22 protein-coding genes and 1 pseudogene are annotated in these 21,103 nt (G+C 61.7%); 11 read left to right on the top strand and 12 right to left on the bottom strand.

Features of this window, described 5'->3' with window-relative positions; translation table 11 throughout:
- Positions 1-147: 147 nt before the first annotated feature.
- Together JHW40_RS03315 and JHW40_RS03310 are read right to left on the bottom strand one after the other, a co-directional pair.
- Positions 148-1,086 (bottom strand): GIY-YIG nuclease family protein, encoded by a 939-nt coding sequence (locus JHW40_RS03315; protein WP_244519375.1) that lies wholly within the window; start codon positions 1,084-1,086, stop codon positions 148-150.
- A 136-nt stretch (positions 1,087-1,222) separates the two neighbouring features.
- Positions 1,223-1,747, bottom strand: a complete 525-nt coding sequence (locus tag JHW40_RS03310; protein ID WP_090617381.1) for a hypothetical protein — start codon at positions 1,745-1,747, stop codon at positions 1,223-1,225.
- A 125-nt stretch (positions 1,748-1,872) separates the two neighbouring features.
- Here JHW40_RS03310 and JHW40_RS03305 point away from each other — a divergent pair, with 125 nt between their 5' ends.
- Together JHW40_RS03305 and JHW40_RS03300 are read left to right on the top strand one after the other, a co-directional pair.
- Positions 1,873-2,061, top strand: a complete 189-nt coding sequence (locus tag JHW40_RS03305; RefSeq protein WP_090617383.1) for a hypothetical protein — start codon at positions 1,873-1,875, stop codon at positions 2,059-2,061.
- 464 nt (positions 2,062-2,525) lie between these two features.
- Positions 2,526-2,735 carry a DUF6900 domain-containing protein gene (locus tag JHW40_RS03300; protein WP_090617386.1) on the top strand — a complete coding sequence of 70 codons (210 nt, stop codon included), beginning with the start codon at positions 2,526-2,528 and terminating at the stop codon, positions 2,733-2,735.
- Positions 2,736-2,974: 239 nt separating this feature from the next.
- Here JHW40_RS03300 and JHW40_RS03295 read toward each other — a convergent pair whose 3' ends face one another.
- The 4 genes from JHW40_RS03295 to JHW40_RS03280 form a co-directional block, all read right to left on the bottom strand.
- A complete protein-coding gene (locus JHW40_RS03295; protein WP_090617388.1) occupies positions 2,975-3,490 on the bottom strand; it encodes a hypothetical protein in 516 nt (171 codons plus the stop codon).
- A gap of 106 nt (positions 3,491-3,596) precedes the next feature.
- Positions 3,597-4,688, bottom strand: coding sequence for a Gfo/Idh/MocA family protein (locus tag JHW40_RS03290; protein WP_090617396.1), 1,092 nt, complete (start codon positions 4,686-4,688; stop codon positions 3,597-3,599).
- On the bottom strand, positions 4,681-5,067 hold the full coding sequence (locus JHW40_RS03285; protein ID WP_139208274.1) for a hypothetical protein: 387 nt from the start codon (positions 5,065-5,067) through the stop codon (positions 4,681-4,683). The genes JHW40_RS03290 and JHW40_RS03285 overlap by 8 nt, the downstream gene beginning before the upstream one ends.
- Before the next feature lie 224 nt (positions 5,068-5,291).
- Positions 5,292-5,642 (bottom strand): hypothetical protein, encoded by a 351-nt coding sequence (locus JHW40_RS03280; RefSeq protein ID WP_090617397.1) that lies wholly within the window; start codon positions 5,640-5,642, stop codon positions 5,292-5,294.
- Between the two features lie 1,168 nt (positions 5,643-6,810).
- Between JHW40_RS03280 and JHW40_RS03275 the strand changes: the two genes are divergently transcribed.
- Together JHW40_RS03275 and JHW40_RS03270 are read left to right on the top strand one after the other, a co-directional pair.
- Positions 6,811-7,047, top strand: coding sequence for a group II intron maturase-specific domain-containing protein (locus JHW40_RS03275; protein WP_336390103.1), 237 nt, complete (start codon positions 6,811-6,813; stop codon positions 7,045-7,047).
- 62 nt (positions 7,048-7,109) lie between these two features.
- A pseudogene (locus JHW40_RS03270) lies at positions 7,110-7,553 on the top strand (IS66 family transposase); the annotation flags it as partial.
- A gap of 395 nt (positions 7,554-7,948) precedes the next feature.
- Here the strand turns inward: JHW40_RS03270 and JHW40_RS03265 are convergent.
- A complete protein-coding gene (locus tag JHW40_RS03265) occupies positions 7,949-8,257 on the bottom strand; it encodes a hypothetical protein (RefSeq protein ID WP_419182481.1) in 309 nt (102 codons plus the stop codon).
- Between the two features lie 327 nt (positions 8,258-8,584).
- Between JHW40_RS03265 and JHW40_RS03260 the strand changes: the two genes are divergently transcribed.
- From JHW40_RS03260 to ligD, 5 genes are all read left to right on the top strand, one after another.
- The gene (locus JHW40_RS03260) at positions 8,585-9,646 is read left to right on the top strand and encodes a DNA topoisomerase IB (RefSeq protein WP_090617401.1); all 1,062 of its coding nucleotides are present in this window, start codon (positions 8,585-8,587) and stop codon (positions 9,644-9,646) included.
- A 132-nt stretch (positions 9,647-9,778) separates the two neighbouring features.
- Positions 9,779-10,243, top strand: a complete 465-nt coding sequence (locus JHW40_RS03255) for a hypothetical protein (RefSeq protein ID WP_090617403.1) — start codon at positions 9,779-9,781, stop codon at positions 10,241-10,243.
- A 104-nt stretch (positions 10,244-10,347) separates the two neighbouring features.
- On the top strand, positions 10,348-10,656 hold the full coding sequence (locus JHW40_RS03250) for a type II toxin-antitoxin system RelE/ParE family toxin (RefSeq protein ID WP_090617407.1): 309 nt from the start codon (positions 10,348-10,350) through the stop codon (positions 10,654-10,656).
- 188 nt (positions 10,657-10,844) lie between these two features.
- Positions 10,845-11,690 carry a non-homologous end joining protein Ku gene (gene ku / locus JHW40_RS03245; protein WP_272849058.1) on the top strand — a complete coding sequence of 282 codons (846 nt, stop codon included), beginning with the start codon at positions 10,845-10,847 and terminating at the stop codon, positions 11,688-11,690.
- Positions 11,691-11,692: 2 nt separating this feature from the next.
- A complete protein-coding gene (gene ligD, locus JHW40_RS03240) occupies positions 11,693-14,158 on the top strand; it encodes a DNA ligase D (RefSeq protein WP_272849057.1) in 2,466 nt (821 codons plus the stop codon).
- Between the two features lie 2 nt (positions 14,159-14,160).
- On the opposite strand, the gene ku (JHW40_RS03235) is transcribed toward ligD, so the two are convergent.
- Positions 14,161-14,961: a non-homologous end joining protein Ku gene (ku, locus tag JHW40_RS03235; RefSeq protein ID WP_272849056.1), complete on the bottom strand. Its 801-nt coding sequence runs from the start codon at positions 14,959-14,961 to the stop codon at positions 14,161-14,163.
- A gap of 143 nt (positions 14,962-15,104) precedes the next feature.
- On the opposite strand from ku (JHW40_RS03235), the gene JHW40_RS03230 reads away from it, so the two are divergent.
- Positions 15,105-16,031 (top strand): manganese catalase family protein, encoded by a 927-nt coding sequence (locus tag JHW40_RS03230; protein WP_272849055.1) that lies wholly within the window; start codon positions 15,105-15,107, stop codon positions 16,029-16,031.
- A gap of 570 nt (positions 16,032-16,601) precedes the next feature.
- Positions 16,602-17,081, top strand: coding sequence for a sigma-70 family RNA polymerase sigma factor (locus JHW40_RS03225; RefSeq protein WP_090615062.1), 480 nt, complete (start codon positions 16,602-16,604; stop codon positions 17,079-17,081).
- 6 nt (positions 17,082-17,087) lie between these two features.
- On the opposite strand, the gene JHW40_RS03220 is transcribed toward JHW40_RS03225, so the two are convergent.
- The 4 genes from JHW40_RS03220 to JHW40_RS03205 all read right to left on the bottom strand — a co-directional run bounded on the left by JHW40_RS03220 (position 17,088) and on the right by JHW40_RS03205 (position 21,084).
- A complete protein-coding gene (locus JHW40_RS03220; RefSeq protein ID WP_272849054.1) occupies positions 17,088-17,255 on the bottom strand; it encodes a hypothetical protein in 168 nt (55 codons plus the stop codon).
- 298 nt (positions 17,256-17,553) lie between these two features.
- On the bottom strand, positions 17,554-17,928 hold the full coding sequence (locus JHW40_RS03215; protein WP_272849053.1) for a hypothetical protein: 375 nt from the start codon (positions 17,926-17,928) through the stop codon (positions 17,554-17,556).
- Between the two features lie 7 nt (positions 17,929-17,935).
- Positions 17,936-18,772, bottom strand: a complete 837-nt coding sequence (locus JHW40_RS03210; RefSeq protein ID WP_272849052.1) for a TIGR02587 family membrane protein — start codon at positions 18,770-18,772, stop codon at positions 17,936-17,938.
- Between the two features lie 29 nt (positions 18,773-18,801).
- Complete coding sequence (locus tag JHW40_RS03205; protein ID WP_090617064.1) at positions 18,802-21,084, bottom strand: FdhF/YdeP family oxidoreductase; 2,283 nt, start codon at positions 21,082-21,084, stop codon at positions 18,802-18,804.
- Between the last annotated feature and the right edge of the window lie 19 nt (positions 21,085-21,103).

The raw sequence follows: 21,103 nt of genomic DNA, 5'->3' as shown, positions 1-21,103 counted from the left end.
TCAGGTCCTGCGGGGGGGGCGGCGCGGATGCCCGGTTGGTCCGCGCATGGGATGGCGTCCGTTCGGCGTGGCCCGGGAATTTGTGGTTCACCGCTCGTCGCCCGGCGCGCGTGACAAGATGTGCGGACGCGCCAGGCGGCGTTGACGCTATGTCTGCGTGCTGGCTGCGATCCGCGTCAGTTCGGCAAGGATGATCGGCTCCAACGCGGCGTCGTAGACCTCGCTGACAACATTGAGATGTCGGGCGATGATCTCCGGCGGCAGCACGGAATCCGGGTGGGTGCGTCGGAGTTTCCTGTGCAGGCGCTTCTCGGTGCGGATCGCGTCGTGGCCCGTCGCCATGGGGATTTGGGTGACCAGCTTGCTGCCAAGATCCGTCGACATGCCGAGTTGGAAGTGCATCCGGGATGCGGGATCACGGCTGTAGCCACATTTGACTACGGGTCCAAAATCCGGGAATGTCATCCGCAACAGGTAGAGCCAGCTTGGCGCGGCAGACCAGCATGTGCCGCAGTTTGTGCAGGCAAACCGGTTCGTCTGCATATTGGCTCGCGCGATGCGCTGCTGATGGCCGCAACCATGCTGATAGAGGCGATAAGAGACATCGCCTTCGGGATCGGGACCGAGCAGAGACCAGCCGCAGGTCTCGGCCTCCGCCGCTTCGCGCGCGGCATGGCAGATCTCACAGCGCGAGCCATTCTTTCCGGCAGCAATCTGGCGCATGCGATCCGGCTGGCGCCGTAGCTCATGGCCGCAAGGCGCGCGATACCAGCTGTACATATTGTCATCGGGATCGCGGCGCAGGAATGTCAGTCCTGCCCGCTCGGCATCCGCCTGCCACTGAGATTCGAGGCAATGCGGGCATTGCGGCTGACAGACGCGCAGCGCCGAGATCTTGTGGCGGCTCGGCTTGCCGCAAGCGTCGCAAGCCAGCGCGAGATGATAGCGATCCTGTACCCGGGCGACGATGGTCATGCCCTTCTGACGCGCAAGGTCGTGCCATGCGCCCGGGATCGGCATGTCGATGATCTGCAGACCCGCTTGGGACAGGTCCAGCCTGGTGTTTTTACGATATGCTTTGGTCATGGGGTATCCTCCCGGATGTGGGGATTCTGGAAAAAGGAAAAGGTTGGATGCGGTGCCGCCGCATCCCGCATGGCGCGCGCAAGGGCGCGCCATGATCAGAGAGTGCATTCAGGGTGGGGTGCGGATCGGTGCCGGATCAGCAGGCGATGGGTGGCCAGTCGTCGAGACCGTCCTGCAAGTCCGGATCGGATGCGGTGGGGATCATCTCGAGATCGCCGATCTCCGCCAGCCGCGCCTCGGCCATCCGCAGCAACTGATATGTGCGTCCTGTGACGGCATTCTCGCGCCGCAGGGCGAGCGACTCGCTGCAGGCGGCCAGATCGGCGACGGCGGCGTCATATTCCGCAGGGCGTTCGCAGCCGAGGGCATAGTGCAGGATCCGTGCCGCGCGGATCAGCACCCGGTCCGCGGGGCGCAGAACCGGGCCGTCGAAGACAGCCGCTGCCTCTTCGGCCGCACGTTGCCAGAGCAGTTCGGATTCATCGCGCCAGTCGCGGAATGCCGGATCATGGCTCCAGATATGCGCGATGTCGCGCTCGGCCACGATGGCCTGCGCAAGCGTGCCCAGAAGCTCGGAGAACCGGCGCGAGGTGGTCGTGTGGGTGAAAGCGGTCGCGCCTTTCGGCGCCGCATGCGGCGTGGTAGGACTGGCTTCAGCCATGATCGGTCTCCTTATCCGAGATCGTTGTGGTCAGGGCGGCGCGAGAGGGTAGGATCTCTTGCGCTCGCCCGTTAATTATGTAATGCTGTAATCGAAAAGTCAAGCAGTATTGCAAAGGATTATCCATGGCTGAGAAAAAAAAGATGGGCAGACCGGTCGCGGACACAGAGCCGGTCATGATCAGGATGGAGCGCGAGATGATCCGCCAGATCGACAACTACCGGCGGACGCTCGACGATCTGCCGACTCGCCCCGAGGTCATTCGTCGCGTCATGGAAGACTTTCTGAAGCGGGAACTCGGCAAGAAGCACTGAAAGGTATTTCGGCTATAGGGCAGGCATAACCGGTTTGATTGGTGCTTCTGGATCGGGGCGAACTCTTTATCAGTCAAGGAACTAATTCCTCTGAAAACCTGTCCGGAACGCCGGTATGCCGAAGGATTTCCATCAGTTCCTCCGGGTCAAAGCTTTTGATCCTTGAAGCCGGATAGGCATGCATCAAGCTAAGGTCGGGGGCTCATGCATCCGGTCGTGCGTGGGACAAACTCCACGGCGCGGCCGGACAGAAATCGATCAATATACGGCTGGTTCATGGCGTGATCTCTTTGGCGGTTGCCGCAGCCAGTTGCATGGGGGGTTGTTCACCCCAGGAGTGCGCTTCCTTCAAGTTTCACTACTTTCAAGACACAATCTGGGATTGAACAGCGCTTGCTTGACGCGCGTAGGTACAGGTAGGGAAAACCACCCAAGGTCGAATCGCCGGAGATGGAGAGACTGACATGGACGAACAAGCCACCCGCACTACCCTGGAAAGAATCGCCAGAACCCACTTCCACCAGCTGAGAGACCGCAAAGACCCCCTGACCGGGCAGGGCAGCGACAGTGCCGACTTCATCGACACGGGGATATTGGCGATCCGGGCCGCCCTTGAGGAAGCCTATACCTGCGGATGGGCCGACGCCGAAGCGCACCACAGTCTGCAAGACTGACCTCCACCAGCGGAAGCGGATATCGTCGGCCAGTGCGAGATGATGGCGATCCTCGACATGGCCGACTATGCGTATGTGTTTCTGACGCGCGGGGTCGTGCCATTTGCCGGAATCCGGCATGTGGTTGATCTGCAGACCCGCACTGGACAGATCGCCTTCTCGATAAAACTCTTGATGATTGGCCCGCTGCTCCTGTTTGCGGCAAGTTTGCTATCTCCTGCTCCTCACGTTTGGCCGGTTCAGGGCGTGTCGCATTGGCCCATCGCCTCGGGGAAGGGGGTATCGCTTTCCTCCAGCCTGCCATCATCGATCAGGATCGGGCGAAAGGGCAGCGTGGTCTGCGCGGCGGGCTGGACCTGCGTCAGGTGATAGCAGCCGGTGAACACCTTCCTCGAGCCGTCGGTGTCTGTGGCCTTCAGGACCAGCGGCACCATGGCATGGATTGAACCGGCCGCGCCTTCGGTGCGCAGCTCGACTTGTGCGGTCCCCGTATAGCCCTCGGTGAATGTGGCCAGAGGCGGGCCGGTTTCCGGGTTGAAATAGCTCCAGGCACGCAGATATTCCTGCCGGTTGACGGCGTTATAGAGCGAGATGATGACCCGCTCGGGCGAGGAGCGGTCGTCGATATAGTGGTCCGATTGCGGCCCGGCCAGAGCCGCTGAGGTGATAGCGACGGTCAGGCCGAGGGGAAAGACGAGGCGCGTGGCGGGTTTCCGGGTCCGAGGTGGCCGGTCCGAAAAGTCCAGGGCCTGCATTGTTCCATGCGCTCCCGGCCGGTTGGCGGCTGTGATGAGGGCGTGCCCGAAGATGCGGATGTCGCCCGACGGCGCACCGCCTCCGGATCCCGATTACGGTGTCAGGTCATTGCGGTTCGCGTGCTGCGGCCTGTTCGATCCTGTCGATCACCTCATGCAGGGCAACGGCATCGCGGAAGCTGGGGGCGGTGCGGGTGCCTTTGCGGATATCTTCCGCGATCCGCGCATAGAGGCGGGCGACATTGCGTACGGTCGAATTGTCCGGCCAGCCCTCATAAGCCGAGGCGGGGGGCACCAGCGGGGTCAGTCCGCTCGCATCGCCATTGCCGCCCCGGATCGACAGCTGCACGATTTGGCCATGGCCGGACGCGCCGGTCACCTGGATGTCGCCTTGCGTCCCGTTGATCTCCCACAGCAGGTTAGTGCCGCGGGACATGCCGCCGCGATAATGTATCGAGATTGCCGCGCCGCTTTGCAGCGCGCCCTGCACCAGAACCTGATCGGGGGTGGTGACCGGGATCGTCTGGCCCGTGTCCGTGACATGAACGGTTTCGCGGCGATTGATCAGCCGCGCCGATATCGCACCGAATCCGCCCAGAACCTCCTGCAGGCCGGCCAGCGTATGGCCCAGAGGGATGCTCAGCAGCGTCGCCCCGTTGTTCCTGTCATAAAGATAGCCATGGGCGGCGTCGGTTTCGGCGCCCCACTGGCCGCCGCTGCCGATCAGCGTGGTCGAGAGGACCTCGCCGACATAGCCATCCGCGATCAGCTGGCGCAGATATTCGACCTCGGGCGCGGCCCGCATCTGCGTACCCGCCACCGCGACCACGCCTTTCGCCTCAGCGAGATCCGCAAGCTCCTGCGCCTCGGCCAGACCATTGCCGAGCGGCCATTCGCAATAGACATGCTTACCCGTCTCCAGCGCCGCCGCGACCAAAGCATGGCGATGGGGCACCTTGACGGTGACGACGACAAGATCGACCTCGGGCGAGGCGACCAGCGCCTGCGCGTCCTCGAACGCATGCGGCAGGCCGAAGGCATCTGCGGCGTTTCGGGCGCTGGCAAGGCTGGTATTGGCCACGCCGACCACGTGAAAATCCGCCGTCAGCGCCTTGATCGCCGGGATATGGGCCGTCGCCGCCCAATGGATACCGGGATTGAGGCCGATGAAGCCGACACGGATCGGTTTGTCAGGCATGAGGTTCTCCGGATATACGGATGGGGTTGGGTGGATCGGCGGCCGGGCCATGGGCGAGGTCGCCGTAATACGGTATCTTCGCGATCACTTCCGGCGGCGTTTCATAATCCTGAACCTGTTCGCAGAGGGAGGCGGCGCCCCGGTGAGGGCGTGCGCGAGAGATGCGCCAGTGATGATGACAAGGGTCCGGCAAGTGTGGGTCAGTGCGATGTCCGGAACTCGAACGCCCAACGCCGGCATCGCGGGAGATCCTGTTGATGCCGTCACGCAGGAATGCCGCCATCGCTGTGTTGAGGATCAGTCCGCGATTGTGCTTCGCGCCCGCCCGCAGCGCGCCTGCGCCAGCGTCGCGATCAGCGGATTTTTCCGGGGCTTTCATGAAGCGAAGAGTAGGTGGAGCCCATCACCTCTTCAAGGCAGGACCGGCAACCGGTGCCCAACGCCTGTCCGTCAGGCGTGGGACATCTGGTTCCTACCCGGATACCTTCACTCCGGGAGGAGTCGCGCCATGTCGGTGCATCGCCGCCCGACGATATCCCCCAAGATCCGGGAACCCCGGAATGATCATAAGCGGGGCATCCGCCCCGCTTGTTCTGTCAGTGTTCAACCCGGGGGCAGGGCCTGCGCTTCGGGTTCCGCGACCAGCGGCACCGGTGCCGCCTTGGCACTCCTCCGCCGGGCGTTCTGGGGCCTTTCCTTCTGTGTGCTGCCTTTGCGGTCGTGGTCGCGCAGATATGAGCCGAGTGTGCTTGCACTGACAATGATATCATGCTGAACGAAATATGCGGCGATATCGACAAGATTATGCCCTTTTTTGCGCATATCAAGCAGCAGTGGTGCAAGTTCCCCGACGACCTCGCGGACCATATAACCATCTTTTGGCTTTGGCGGCGCTTCGCTCAGCGATGCGCGAAGCCGTTCGACCTGGTCCATGTTGATCTGTTGTTTCGACATGTGATTTCCTTTCGTCAGGCGGTATTGCCTGGCGGGGCAGATATTTCCGGTTTGGCATACGGATAGACCTGTGAGCTGGGTTATCCACAGGTTCCGGAGTTGATGCGATCAGGGCAGGATGTTCCATGCATCCGGAAAACCCCGGCACTCAGCAGGACATGCTGCATGTATGACAGCCCCGCCTGTCTGCCGGCATCCCTTTCTTTCTGGAAGGTTTTTTGCGGTGTGATAGGTGGATGGAACTTGCAGCTGCAAGTTCCATCCGTCGACAGAGGATCAATCAGGGGATTGCTCTGTTTGGGCCGCGTCCGGCAGGAGATTCCCTGATTGGATCCCTCGGTCGTGCCGGCGGCTAATATCAACAGCATGCTTTGAAGTGGTGCAAGTGGATAGTGACGTTGAACATCTCTTTTGAGACGGTTGTGAGCGCCCTTCAGAAAACCTGACCGTGCTGTTCACCGTCAGCACGGCGTTGGTGATGGGCTGGGGGCCTGATCATTGACTGACCAGTTCAGCATTTTTTTCTGAACCGTGCAGTTTCGGCGATCAGCGTTCCGGGGTGCAGCCCCAAGGCTTCCTCGGAGTGTCCGGGCGTCTTGTGAACGGAGCCGACGTCGGCCTGCCACATTGGGTCGATTGCTGTTCATCCTGGTGAACAAGTGGCTGGATCGATGAGGATGCCCTGTTTCGTAATCGTAGTTTCTTTTCTCAGGCGGTATTACTTGGGGGATGAGCTATCCTGGGATTTTCATACGACCAGATCTGCGGATTGGTTTATCCTCATGTTCCGGAATCGCCGCCGATGATGTTGGGTGTTCCATGCGCCCATGACGTTTCAATGACGAGGCGAAGATGCGGAGTGCAGGGCAGGGCGGGCGACACCCCCATCAGCTAATAGTCGGACCTTTCGCCGCCCGGTCCATATTATCCCGCAGGGCCGCATCCAATCGAGAAAAGGTAATAGTCGGACCGTCAGTAGCGAAAATGCATAATCCCGTATCCGTCGGCGGCAAAAGCATGCAGATAAAAGATAACCACGACGCGGTCAGGTAAGTGACTGTAAGCACGATGTTTGATGACTATTGGCCTAATGCACCGCAACCCATCCGGCATGTTTGACCGGACTAAATAGTCGGGATTCTGGATCAATCGCAGGCTGGCTGCTTTCTTGTGTCCGCGATCTTTGAGCCCAGGATGGGTCGGCTACTTCAGATGCTTCTACAAATCGGCGCTATATTCGACATTACGTCTGATCGACGCTCATTTGGTCCGTTGGGTGATGCGGAAGTGGACATATAAACGCTTCAAGCAACGGCCTAGGCAAGCGTGGCTCTGGCTCGCCGGAATTACGAAATCCACGCCGGGATTGTTCACCCACTGGTCTCTTCTTTACGCAAATGGCTGAATGCTGGGAGCCGTATGAACCGAGAGGTTCACGTACGGTTCTGGGAGCGCGTGAGGGTGAAATCCCCTCGCGCGACTCGCTTGCCGTTATACCGCCAAAGCCAGATCCTGGCGCGGGCGGGCCTTGAGCTGCACCACGCCGTTCTGGCCGATTGGGTCGGCAAGGCCGCGTTCCATCTGAGGCCCGTCGTCGACCGGCTGGCCGAGCATCTGAAACGATCCGGCAAGCTGTTCATGGACGAAACCACCGCCCCGGTGCTGGATCCGGGGCGCGGGAGGACAAAGACCGGATATCTCTGGGCCTTGGCCCGCGATGACCGGCCATGGGGCGGGGACGATCCGCCCGGAGTGGCCTACTTCTACGCCCCGGGCCGCGCCGGTGAGAATGCCGAAACCTTCCTGACCGGCTTCGACGGTATCCTGCAAGTCGCCGGCTACACCGGCTACAACCGGCTGACCAAACCTTCGCGCAAGGGCGGCGATCCCATTCGGCTGGCCCATTGCTGGCATAGGCCCAAAGGTCGAGATCGTGCGAGACGAACTCGCTGCCGTAGTACGTTAGGGAACCAGCATGACCTTTCCCGTTCCTACGATCACAGAAACCCAAGCTGGAACAATAGGGACTAAAATACCGCCTCCAGGAACCGCCGGGGGCCCGGTTATCGACATGGGCGGCAGCGAGGCTGTTGCGCTCGGCGATATATTCAGCGGCGAAGACCTTTACCAATTTCGGGACCATCAACTGCTGGGACAGGATTGCTAGGATCCGACCCTCCAAATCCTGGCGGGTGAGGCCGGTGCGGCGCCGCCTAGTTGTCGGGCTCACATATCTCCAGCACACCTTCAAGCTCTCTGACGAGGTGGTTGGCGCCCGGTGGGTCGAGAACCCCTGTTCGGGACCTTCATTCAAACCGGGACGCCCCCCTGTTTGATGCAGCGGAGCGCGAAGCTGGACCGGGAATGCCGGATGCACGAACGAAGGCGGCAACGCGCTCATAGGAACCGTCATATCCCAGCTTGACCAGATCGGCGTGCATCAGCTTCGCCGTCCGGCGTTCTTTGCGTGATTTGCGCTGGTCCGAAACAAGCCATGCCGTCAGCTGATTGGCATACGGATCCAGCTTGCTCGAACGAGCCGGCGTCTGAAACGCAAGTTCAACAATCCACTCCCGCAGATACTTCTTGATCCCTCGGCCATGGACTTGAACCAATGGCGTCCATGGCCTCGATGCGCGAAATGCCCTTGCGCCGCGCGATCTCGCGAATGGGCATCTTGTCTCGCAGCGCCCATCCTTGGGATGGGCGAGGATCTTGCGGGTGTTGTGACCGCATGCGCTTGATACTGGAGTTGCTCAGCCAGAGCTTATGATTCCTTAGCCCTTCCGACCGAGCACGGCGAAGCACTGATCTCGGACTGTAACACCGCCTGAAAGAACATCTGGCGCGCCAGTATCGTGCTGGCGACTGCTGATGGTTCCCCGCGCAACCATTGCGCCAAGATGGCGTTGGTCCCGACATGATTGACGGCGGATCGCGCGATGCCCAAGGACGCCCCTGCCATCCCGGACCCCTGCGCCGCCGCGAAAGAGGCGGGGCTGGTCTATGTCAATGCCGACATGCCGGGGATTAGCCGCATTCGTGCGGGCACGGGCTTTTCCTATCGCGATGCGCAGGGCCACAGGATCACCGATCAGGAGGAACGCAGGCGTCTGGCGGCGCTGGCGGTGCCGCCCGCCTATACCGATGTCTGGATCTGCCCTGATCCGCGTGGCCATATTCAGGCCACGGGCCGGGACGCGCGCGGGCGCAAGCAATACCGCTATCACCCGGATTTCCGCGCGCTGCGCGACAGTGCGAAATACGATCACATGCTGGAATTCGCAGGGCTTCTGCCAAAGATCCGGGCACAGGTCGATCAGGACATGTCGCGTCGTGGGCTGCCTGCCCACAAGGTGCTGGCGACCGTGGTGTTCCTGCTGGAAAACACCATGATCCGCGTCGGCAACAGCGATTATGCCCGCCAGAACCGGTCCCATGGGCTGACCACGCTGCGCGACCGGCATGTCAGGTTCAACGGCAATGAGGTACGGTTCCGCTTCAACGGCAAGGGCGGCAAGGAATGGGATCTGGGTATCCGCGATCGCCGTGTGGCCCGGATCGTGCGTGCCGCGCAGGACATTCCCGGCCAGCACCTGTTTCAGTATCTGGATAAGGACGGCGTGCGGCAGAAGATCACCTCGACGGATGTGAACGACTATCTGCGCGAGATTACGGGCAGCGAGGTGACCGCCAAGGATTTCCGCACTTGGACCGGCACGGTGCTGGCGGCGCTGGCCCTGTCGGAATACGAGGGTTTCGACAGCGAGACCGCCGCCAGAAGCAATATCCGCGAGGCCATCGAAAGCGTCGCCAGCCGTTTGGGCAATACGCCTGCCATCTGCCGCAAATGCTATGTTCACCCGCAGATCATCGAGGCCTATCTCGCTAAAGAGCTGACGCTGGACCTGCGCGATCAGATCGATGACGACCTGAAAAAGCCCGGCTTGCGGCACGAGGAAAAGCAGGTTCTGAAGTTTCTCAAAAAGCGGCTGAGGACATGAGCAGGTCGGATCGCCGCGCCGTGTCCGGCCAATCCGCCGCATTGCTCAATGGCTGACAGGAACATTTCGACAGCCTGCTTGTTTCTGGCCCGTTCCGACATGGGGTCGGGGCGCATTTGATGGGAGGCCGAAATGAAGACCGGTACGAAACTGATGGCGGCGGGTGCGATCTGGGCGCTGACGGCGGGTCTTGCCAGTGCCGATTGCGCGGCAGATCTGGCGGCGCTGGAAAATCAGGCGGATGGCGAAACCGAAGGGATCGCCAAGGACGGTTCGCTGGCACCGCTGGAGGACGGCGGCGCGGTGAATGACGGCTCTGAAGCGGCGGCGTCCGACGAGGAGGCTGGTGAGGGCGTTGCCCGGGACGGCACCCCTGCCGAATTCCAGGAAGGCGGCAATGACGAGCAGACCGGCGAGGATCTGGCGATGTCGGGCGATGATGCCCAGGCGCAGCAGGAGGGCGCGCCGACAGCGGTCGAGCAGGCCGGGGATGGGTCCGGCGATCGCGACGCCGCGATCGAGCGGGCGCGGGCGGCTCTGGCTGCCGGTGATGAGGAAGCCTGCCGCGAAGCACTGGACGAAGCGGCAGCCCTGTGATCATCGCCTAGGGTGCGGCACCGATTCCCGCCTGACGACACATTATGCCCCGCCGCCGCAACCTTGCGGCGGACTTTCCCGGTCTCAGTATGGAAGGACGTTTCATGCCACGTGGCGACAAGCCGAAATATACGGACAAGCAGGAACGCAAAGCCGATCATATTGCTGAAAGCTATGAAAAGCAGGGTGTTTCCGAGAAAGAGGCTGAACGGCGGGCCTGGGCGACCGTCAACAAGGATGATGGTGGTGGCAACAAATCCGGCTCGGGCCGGGGAAAGCGGACGGGTAATCCAGCCGCGAAAAAGGGCGGCGAGAAAGGTGGCAAGGCTTCCGCCGCGCGTCCTGCGGCGGAACGGTCCAGATCCGCCAAGAAGGCGGCCGAGACCCGCAAGCACAACAAGGATAAAGACTAGGCGATACCAGGCTTTCGGCGTGATCGCCCGAGTCGCGAAAGGATGTTGCATGGCGAAACGTCGTGGCAGAGTCGGGCCGGCATATCCCTGTGGGCGCGATCAGGCCCGGATCGAGGCGGCCTCCTTCGCCGCCGGAACAATCCGCGATGCCGGTGGTTCACCCTGAACCTATTGGCAGGGAGGCAATTATGGCGCCCAGAGCGAACTGGAAGGGAGTCCTGAAGATCGGCGAGGTCAGCTGTCCGGTCGCGCTTTATACCGCAGCCTCGACCTCGGATCGCATCGTCTTTCATACGCTGAACCGCAAGACCGGCCACCGGGTGCGCCGTCAACTCGTGGACAATGAGACGGGAAAGCCGGTCGGGCGCGACGATCAGGTCAAGGGATATGAGACCAGCGCAGGGGAATATGTGGTGCTGCAACCCGAGGAAATCGCCTCGGCCGTGCCCGACAGCGACAAGGTGCTGGCAGTCTCGGCCTTCATCGGTTGCGTCGATATCGACACCGTCTATTTCGACAGGCCCTATTATCTTGCCCCGTCGGATCCCACGGGGCAAGAGGCCTTTGCCCTGATCCGCGAGGCGATGCGTGCGCGAAAGGTGGCGGCGCTGGCCCGGACGGTCCTGTTCCGTCGCGTCCGGAGCGTGTTGATCCGCGCGCATGGCGCGGGGCTGATCGCGACGACGCTGAATTTCGACCATCAGGTGCGTTCGGCGACCGAGGCTTTCGATGATATCCCCGATGTGAAGATCAAGGGCGAGATGCTGGATCTGGCCAAGCATATCATTGGCACAAAAATGGGTGAATTCGATCCGAATGATTTCGACGACCGCTATGATGCTGCGCTGGCCGATCTGGTCAGAGCCAAGCTGGAAGGCCGCAAGATCACCCCGGTGAAGGCGCAAAAACGCGGCAAGGTGGTCGATCTGATGGAAGCCCTGCGTGAAAGCGCGGGGGTAACTGACAAGAAGCCGCGCAAATCACGGTCGGAAAGCAAGGCAAAACCCGCCACCAGCCGCAAGAAGGCAGGCTGACCATGGCGGCACTGGAAACCTATCGCAAGAAGCGGGACTTCAAGGCCACGTCCGAGCCTCGCGGGCGGAAATCCCACAAGAAAGGCAACTCCTTCGTCATTCAGAAACATGCGGCGACACGGCTGCATTACGATCTGCGGCTGGAGATGGATGGCGTGCTGAAAAGCTGGGCCGTCACCAAGGGACCAAGCCTGAACCCCGATGACAAACGCCTTGCGGTCCATGTCGAGGATCATCCGCTGGACTATGGCGGCTTCGAGGGTACGATTCCAAAGGGGCAGTATGGTGCAGGTGCGGTGATTGTCTGGGATCGCGGCAGCTGGAACCCCGTGGCCGATCCCGATCGGGGCTATGCGAAGGGGCATCTGGAATTCGAACTGTCGGGCGAAAAGCTGTCGGGACGATGGCATCTGGTGCGGATGCGCGGCAAGCCCGGCGAAAAGCGCGAGAACTGGCTGCTGATCAAGGGCGATGATGCTGCGGCCCGTGCCGAGGGCGATCCCGATATTCTTGAGCAACGCCCCGAGTCGGTGAAGACCGGGCGCATGGTGGAGGATGTTGCGAAAGGCGATGTCGCACCGAAAACCAGAGCGCTCAAGGCCAGTCCCCTTGCGCCCCGCGCGAAAAAGGCCGCGTTGCCGGAGTTCGTGGAACCGGCGCTGGCGACATTGCGGGCTGCTCCGCCGACTGGTGCGCAATGGCTGCATGAGATCAAATTCGACGGCTACCGATTGCAGGCCCGGATCGACGGATCCGATATACGGCTGCTGACCCGCAGCGGACTGGATTGGACCGATCGCTTTGGAGCCGGGATTGTGGACGCGCTGCGCGCCCTGCCAGCTGAGACCGCATTGCTGGACGGCGAACTGGTGGTCGAAACAGGCAACGGCGCCTCGGATTTCCCGACCCTGCAAGCCGATCTGAGCAAGGGACGCGACGACCGTTTTCTGCTGTATGTGTTCGATCTGCTTTATCTCGACGGATATGATCTGCGCAAAGCCCCGTTGAGCGACCGAAAGGCGGCTTTGAAAAAGCTGCTGGACGCTGCTCCGGCGACGTTGCGCTACAGCGACCATTTCGATGAAAGCGGCGCGCTGGTTCTGCGCCATGCCTGCCGGTTGTCGCTGGAGGGGATCGTCTCGAAACAGTCCGATGCGCCCTATCGGTCAGGGCGCGGCAAGGGCTGGATCAAATCGAAATGCTCGGCGCGGCAGGAATTCGTGGTGGCGGGTTATGTGCCCTCGACGGTGTCGGACAAGGCCATCGGCTCGTTGGTGCTGGGTGTTTACGAGGATGGGGCGTTGCAGCATGTGGGACGGGTGGGCACTGGTTTTTCTGTCAGGGTCGCCGAAGAACTTCAGGCCAGCCTGGACAAGCTTCGGGTCAACAAAAGCCCATTCGCGCAACCGCTGACCGCGACCGAAGCGCGCAAGGTTCGCTATGTCCGCCCCGAACTGGTGGCCGAGATCGAGTTCCGGGCATGGACCGCCGACGGTCATCTGCGCCATGCGTCGTTCCGGGGCCTGCGCGAGGACAAGCCCGCCGCGGAAATCGTCCGCGAAACGGCGGGTGTGAAGGATGCGCCCGCCAGGCCCCAACGCCGTCGCGTCACGCTGACCCATCCCGACCGCATCTATTGGCCGGATGAGGGCATCACCAAAGAGGGGCTTGCGGATTACCATGCCGAAGTCTGGCCGCTGATCGCGCCTTATATCGTCGGGCGCCCGCTGGCGCTGCTGCGCTGCCCCACTGGCATCGAAGGCCAGAAGTTCTTTCAGAAGCATGCGTGGAAAGGGATGAACAAACATATCGTCCCCATCCACGATCCGAAGGACAAGAAGGGCGCGCCGCTGATCTCCATCACTGATCTGGACGGGCTGATGGGGTTGGTGCAATCCGCCGCACTCGAAATCCATCCTTGGGGTACGACCATCGCCGATTGGGAACGACCCGACACGATCACCATGGACCTCGATCCCGGTGAGGGCGTCGAATGGCAGGCGGTGATCGACGCCGCGCATGAGGTGCGGCAGCGGCTGGAGGACGCGGGGCTTGCGGCTTTTGTGAAAACCTCGGGTGGGAAGGGGCTGCATGTCGTCGCACCCCTGAAACCCAAGGCGGGATGGGCGGCGGTCAAGAGCTTTGCCAAGGCCATCGCCGACAGCATGGCCCTGGACAGTCCGGAACGATATGTCTCGACCATTGCGAAATCGAAGCGGCGCGGCAGGATCCTGATCGACTATCTGCGCAATCAGCGAGGCTCGACGGCGGTCGCTGCGTGGTCACCCCGCGCCCGGCCCGGCGCTGCGGTGTCGATGCCCTTGGCGTGGGAGGAACTGACCCCCGATATCGGCCCGGATCATTTCACGGTGGCGAATGTGCCCAACCGCCTTGCGGTGCTGAAAGCCGATCCGTGGCAGGCGTTTCGTTCCGCGGAAAAGCCTCTGGAGACGAAGCGCAAAGCCTGACGCTACTTCTTTTTCTTTTCCGCACCGATGCTTTTGCGCAGGGCATCCATGATGTCTATGACATTGTCCGTATCCGCCTTTTCAGGCGCTTTGGTCCTGACACGCCGTTTGGGGCTTTTCTTTCTGGCGGCGATGATGTCCAGCAGTCGCGCCTGAACAGGGTCATCCACCATCGAGGGATCCCAGGGCACCGTGCGCTCATCGATCAGTTTCCGCATCAGCGTCATCAGCCGGGATGGGGGCTTGTCATCCGTGCTGTCGTCGAAATAATCGGCCTCGTTGCGCATCTCGTCGCCATAGCGCAGGGTCCACAGCGTGATCCCCTTGCCGCGCGGTTGCAACATGACCGCCCTTTCCCGGCGATACATCACCAGTCGCGAGATGCCGACGGTCTTCGTTCTGGCCATCGCGTCGCGGATGACGGCAAATGCCTCTGCGCCGATCTTGTCGGCGGGGGTCAGGTAATGGGGCTGGTCATACCAGACCCAGCCGATGGAATCCGCCGGCACGAACATGTCGATATCGATGGTGCGGGTGCTTTCAAGCGCGACCGCCTCGATGTCCTTGTCGTCCAGCATGACATAGTCGTCCTCGCCCCGGGGATAGCCCCTGACCTCGTCATCCTCGGCCACCGGTTTCCCCGAGATTGCATCGACATACCGACTGAGGACACGGTTGCCGGTTTTGGCGTTCAGCGTGTGGAATCGGACCTTCTCGGCCTCGGTCGTGGCGGGCATCATCGCCACCGGACAGGTGACCAGCGACAGCTTGAGATAGCCCTTCCAATAAGAGCGCGGTGCCATGTCGGGATCCTTCGCGATACGGGCCTTGAGATGGAACGGAAGTTATCGCCGATGGTTCCCCACGCATCGCGTCGGGAACATTTCGGGCAAAGGGTTGTTGCCGGGCCTCCGAGGAGTCGCGAACCCCAACAAGGAGAAGGCACATGTTCTTACGCGTTGATAAACTGCAGATCGACCTGCCGGCACCGAAGCGCCAGGATCCCAACGCGGCAGCAGCCCTGCAAGAGCTTCTGGGTGGCAAATATGGCGAAATGTCCACTTTGGGCAACTATATGTTCCAAAGCTTCAACTTCCGCAGCAAAAGCAAGCTGCGTCCTTTCTATAGTCTGGTGGCGGCAATCACGGCCGAGGAACTCGGTCATGTCGAGCTGGTCAGCAACGGCGTTGCGATGCTGGCGAATGGTCCGGATGCGGATCAGGACGATCAGGGACCCGGCGGCGACATTTCCGGCGCTCCATTCGAGGCGATGAAGGATGCCCGGCTGGCCGCGGCTTTCTATTCGCACGCGGGTGGCGCGGTTCCGGTCAACAGCAACGGGCAGTCATGGAACGCGGACATGGTCACCACGACGGGCAATGTCGTCGTGGACCTGCTGCACAACTTCCACCTCGAATGCGGCGCGAGGCTGCACAAGCTGCGGGTTTACGAGAGCCTGACCGATCCCACCGGGCGCGAGGTCTGCGGCTATCTGCTGGTGCGGGGTTCGGTTCACGCACATGCATATGCGCTGGCACTGAAAAAGATTACCGGGGTCGATCTGGACAAGTTTCTGCCGGTGCCGAACATCCCCTTGGGCAATATTCCCGAATGTCAGAAATATCTGGCCGAGGGGGCACATCGCCGCCTCTATACCTTCAGCCCGGACGATTATCACGAGATGAAGGGCATCTGGGGAAATGGCGAGGTGGCGCTGCCCGATGACCCGCCCGGAGAACTGGAGGTGGTGGATGGCATCCCGGAGGGCGGCAAGATCCACGATCTGACCGGCGTTCCTTCGGCCTTTACTCCCGATTATGCACCCGAAGAAATGTTCGAGATCGCCAGCAAGCTGTATCAGAAATCACGATAAAGGGGCTGCGAGAGGCCGCCACTCCTCTGCAATGAGGACTATGGCGGCATCCGTTGCAGGGCTCTTTCAAAAGGGCGGAGCAATGGGTCTATCGATTGCTCGTGCTTGAAAACGACAGCGCCTCCATTTGACCTCCTTCGGTGCTGCGGTGCTGCGGTGCTGCGGTGCTGCGGTGCTGCGGTGCTGCGGTGCTGCGGTGCTGCGGTGCTGCGGTGCTGCGGTGCTGCGGTGCTGCGGTGCTGCGGTGCTGCGGTGCTGCGGTGCATGCAGGTAAAGCACGGTCGGCAGCGCATCAAGGCAGCGCGCCCGCTGCACCCACCGCGGCAAGATGTTCGAGGGGAAGCCTGACAGGCTTCGACACTCGCCACGAAACGTCCCATCACCATCTTCAGCTATTGCCCAGAAGCGCTGTTGGAAGCATCACATCCTGGTTTCATGGAAGCGTGAGAGATGGCAGGCCGCAACTTACGGTTGCGAACGATGTTCTGGCCTTATGCGGTCGTCAGGGAACCGAAGCTTCCGGTCCGCATTGGGTTGGCAAGAAGGAAGGCAGGCGCTGGATGGTTGACCATGTCGGATGACATCCTGACCCATGTAAGGGCCTTGCGTGCCTATGCCCGCTCGCTTTGCGGTGCGGTGGGCGATGCCGAGGATCTGGTGCAGGACACGCTGTTGCGGGCCATCGAGAAGGCCGACAGCTATCAGCCCGGCACCAATATGCGCGCCTGGCTGTTCACGATCATGCGCAACAAGTTCTATACCGACGTGAAGAAATCCGCCCGCGAACGCACCGGCAGCAGCGATTGCGCGTCCCTGCAGCCCTCTGTTCCGCCTGCGCAGGAATGGCATCTGCGCCAGCGTGAACTATGCGCCGCGCTGGAGGCGATGCCGGTCCATTACCGCGAAACGATCATTCTGGTGGCGGTGATCGGCGAAAGCTATCTGGACGCGGCGCAGATCCTTGAATGCGACATCGGCACGATCAAAAGCCGGGTCAACCGCGCCAGACACATCCTGCGACGCGCGCTGGAGCCTGAACATCACGGCTGACGGCGTTCACTTCGCGCGCGACTTGCGGCTATCCTCCAGCGCGGCCTCAAGCTGGCGGGCCAGTTCGCGAAGGCGCGGCGAGATCGGTTCGGCATCCACCTGCGCCAGCAGCTCCGACAAGGCGGCGCCCAGCTTTGGATCCAGCACCGGATCGTCATTGGTTTCGCGGGTCATTCAAAGCTCCAGATGCGCCTTCTCCTCTTGCTTTATGTTAAGCCAATCGGGCTGCAAAAGGGCCCCATGATACGAACTTTGCCCTCTGGTGTTGCATGTTTTCCGGCCTTCCGCGTAAGTCACGGCAACCCTCGGCGTCCACCACGTTCCCATTAATATGTGCTATTTCAATGAGTTGCCAAGATATTCGATCAAATAAAGGCGGAGGCTTTCATCTGTCGCTCTGGCCGGATGGTAGAATGTTCCCGGAATTGTTTCTGAATGTTTCGCGGCTGCCGCCTCGCCGCGACCCGCATCGTCAGGGTTCCGCGAACCCGCCGATCCCGATGCTCGGATCCCCGGCGGACCAGCCCCCCGGAAGGCCGACCGCGCCACGACGGATTGAATGGGCCGCCACATAATCAAACTCGACCACCCGCTGTCCCTCCGCCAACACAGTCACCGCCGATGCCGCCCGGTCGCCATGGTTCGCAACCTCGACAGTCGCGATGTTTGCGTCGCCTTTGCGCTCGACGCCGATGACGGACACGACCAGATCCGGCGCATGAGAGGACGAAAACAGCGCCTGCCAGCTCAAAAACAGGATCAGAGCGGCGATGCCACAGCCGGACAGCAGTCCGAATATCCACTCTGCCAGGGGTCGTTTGCCGGTGTTTTCGTCTGCGTCGCTCATCATTGTCTCACAGGATCAGGCGGGCGGCGGCGGCGCCGATCGCACAGGGGAACGCCAGAACGATGGTCGCCATCAGCGCACTGTCAAAGGACAGCCCGTCGGTGCGTGCGAACAGCCACAGCAAGCAGAAACTGACCGTCAGCGCGATGATGAAGCCGGGTAAGGTCATGCGGATGAATGCACTCCACCACGGCTCTTCGCTGGAGACCTCGGAGCCGCCGGCAAAGCCCACCGAAAAGACAAAGCCATGCATCAGCAGCAACGACAGCACGACAAGCGCCAGCGCATGCCAATGCGTCATCTGATACGAGATCACCATCACCTCTTCGGTCGGTGCGGTGTTCAGCCCCAGAAACAATGCGCCAACCGCCATCAGGAACAACTCTCCCCACCAGGATTCGTCCTGCTCTTCGGGGTCGTCCCCGGATCCGGCACCAAGCTGGCTTTTGGCCAGAAGCGCGCCGATCGAAGCCGGAACCATCTGGATCGAGATCTTGCCCAGCACCGCGTCAAGGGATGTGGTCGCGTCGATCACCCCCAGCAGAAGCAGCACCATGACCGAGATGATCGCCGCGACCCCCAGCGCGATCAGGCTGTCGACCACATCGCTGCGCCAGCCGCGGGTGCGTTCGAAGCCGATATGGCGCGACAGCAGCACCAGCAGCGGCAGGGTCACGACCACCAGCAGCAACAACCGAAGCCGGTCCAGATAGAAGCCGAGCGACCACAGTTCCATCGTCATCAGCATCGGCAGTGAAAAGATCAGCGCCCCACCCGCCGCGCGACCGAAGTCGCGGATCATGCGGCCGGGCGGGTGATGGGCGGGTCGTCCTGATTGCGCCATGCTTTCTGTCCCACTCCACTTTTTGCGGATCAGTCTGCCGCAATCCTGACGGGCACGGATTTGGCTGCGGGCGTCTTGCTTTTCTCGTCATGATACCACAGCGGGATCAGCGCGTTGCATTCGGGATAATAGGCGGCCAGCGTTCCGGGTGGCAGATCACGATCAATCGCCTGGAAACCGCCCAGACTGCGGAACACGCCGTCCTGCGCGGCGGTGGTCAGGCGCACCATCCCATCCTTGGCGATACCATGACGGATACGGTCATCGGTATTGATCATGACGATCATGCGCGAGCCGTGAATCCCGCGCAGCCGGTCATCATAGCCGTAAATCGTGGTGTTGAACTGATCGTTGGACCGAAGGGTAATCAGCCGCAAAATGTCGGCACCCTCTCCGGCGCCCGCATCGGCCGAAAGTGCGCGGGGACACAGAAAGTTGGCCTTGCCGCTGTCCGTCTCCCATTTCCGCTGCCGTGCCGCGACCGGCCGCGGGAACCCGCCGGGTTGATCCAGCCTGCCGTTGAAATCGCGGAAATCTTCGGGAAAGCTGGCCTCGATCGCATCGCGGATCAGCGCATAATCCGCCACCCACGCGTCCCAGGGAACCGCCGGATTGTCCGGAAGCGCCGCCTTTGCGATACCGGCCACGATGGCTGGTTCGGACAACAGGTCCGGGCTGGCGGCCCGGAATTTTCCGCGCGAGGCGTGGATGCAGGTGGTCGAATCCTCGACCGTCACGATCTGCGGGCCGCTGAGTTGCTCGTCGATTTCGGATCGCACCAGCGTCGGCAGCAGGAAGCTGGTCCGTGCCGTCACCAGATGCGTGCGGTTCAACTTGGTCGCGATCTGCACCGACATATCCAGCTTCGCCCATGCCTGCTCCATCAGTTCCCGTTCGGGGACGGCACGCAGGAAATTGCCGCCCAGCCCCAGAAAGGCGCGGGCCCTGCCGTCAATCATCGCCTCGCAGACCTCGACCGTGTTCATTCCGTCCTTGCGCGACGGCTGGAACCCGTATTGCGCGGCCAGACGGTCCAGCGGAACCAGATCGGCCTTTTCGGCGATGCCGACGGTGCGTTGGCCCTGCACGTTGGAATGGCCGCGCACAGGGCAGATGCCCGCGCCCGGCCTGCCCATATTGCCGCGCATCAGCAGCAGGTTGATCAGCATCTGCACATTGTCGCTGCCCAGCCGGTGCTGGGTCAGCCCCATCCCATAGACCGCAATGACCGAGCGGGCGGCACCATATGTCCGGGCGGCGGCCTCCAGTGCGGGCCGGGGCAAGCCGCTGATCGCCACAATGCCGGCCCAGTCGGCTGCCCTGACCTGCCGTTCGAACGCGTCGAATCCATGGGTGTGCCCGGCAATGAAGTCCACATCGAGGATACGCTCTGCTCCGCTTGCCCTTGCCTCATCGTCCCAGGCCAGCAGCGCCTTGGCGATACCCATCATCGCCGCGATATCGCCCCCGGCGCGGGGCTGATAATATTGCGTGGCGATCCGTGTGGGCCGGTTTGTCAGCATCTGACCGGGATACTGGGGATTGACGAACTCTTCCCACCCGCGCTCACGCAGGGAATTGAACACCATCACCTGCGCGTCCCGCTCGCGCAGTTTCTGCAACTCGTGCAGCAGTCTGGGCGAATTGGTGCCCACGTTCTGGCCAAAGGACAGCACGCAATCGGACCGGGCGAAATCTTCCAGCAGAATTGTCCCGACCGGGGTGCCGATGCTTTCGGGCAGCGCGACCGAGGTCGTCTCATGGCACATGTTCGAACTGTCGGGCAGATTGTTGGTGCCATAGAGCCGCGCCAGCAACTGATACATATAGGATGCCTCCAGAGAGGCGCGTCCCGAGGCGTAAAAGACCACATCGTCAGGCTCGTGGGCTTTGAGGCCCGCAGCGATTTCCGCGAAGGCGTCGGACCACGATACCGGAACATATGTATCGCTGGCCGCATCATGGCGCATCGGATGGGTCAGTCGCCCCTGATTTTCCAGATCGTAATCGGACCAGGTCAGCAATTCGGTAACCGTGTGCGCGGCAAAGAACTCGGGCGGCGTGCGTTTCGGCGTCAGGTCCCAGAATGTCGCCTTGGCCCCGTTTTCACAGAATTCCGCTGCATGCGGCTTGCCCGGCTTGGCCCATGCGCAGCTGGTGCACATATAGCCACCGGTCTTGTTATGGTCCCGAAACAATCCGGGGCCGCTTGCGAACGCGCGTTGTCGGGTGATGTGTTTGCCAAGCGATTTGATCGAACCCCAGCCTCCGGTCGGTTGCCGATAGGGTTTGTCGCGCGTGTTGCTTGTCATAACATCCTCCTTGCAACAG

This window comes from Paracoccus alcaliphilus (genome assembly GCF_028553725.1).
Taxonomy (GTDB): Bacteria; Pseudomonadota; Alphaproteobacteria; order Rhodobacterales; family Rhodobacteraceae; genus Paracoccus; species Paracoccus alcaliphilus.
This window is presented reverse-complemented; position numbering and strand designations above follow the sequence as displayed.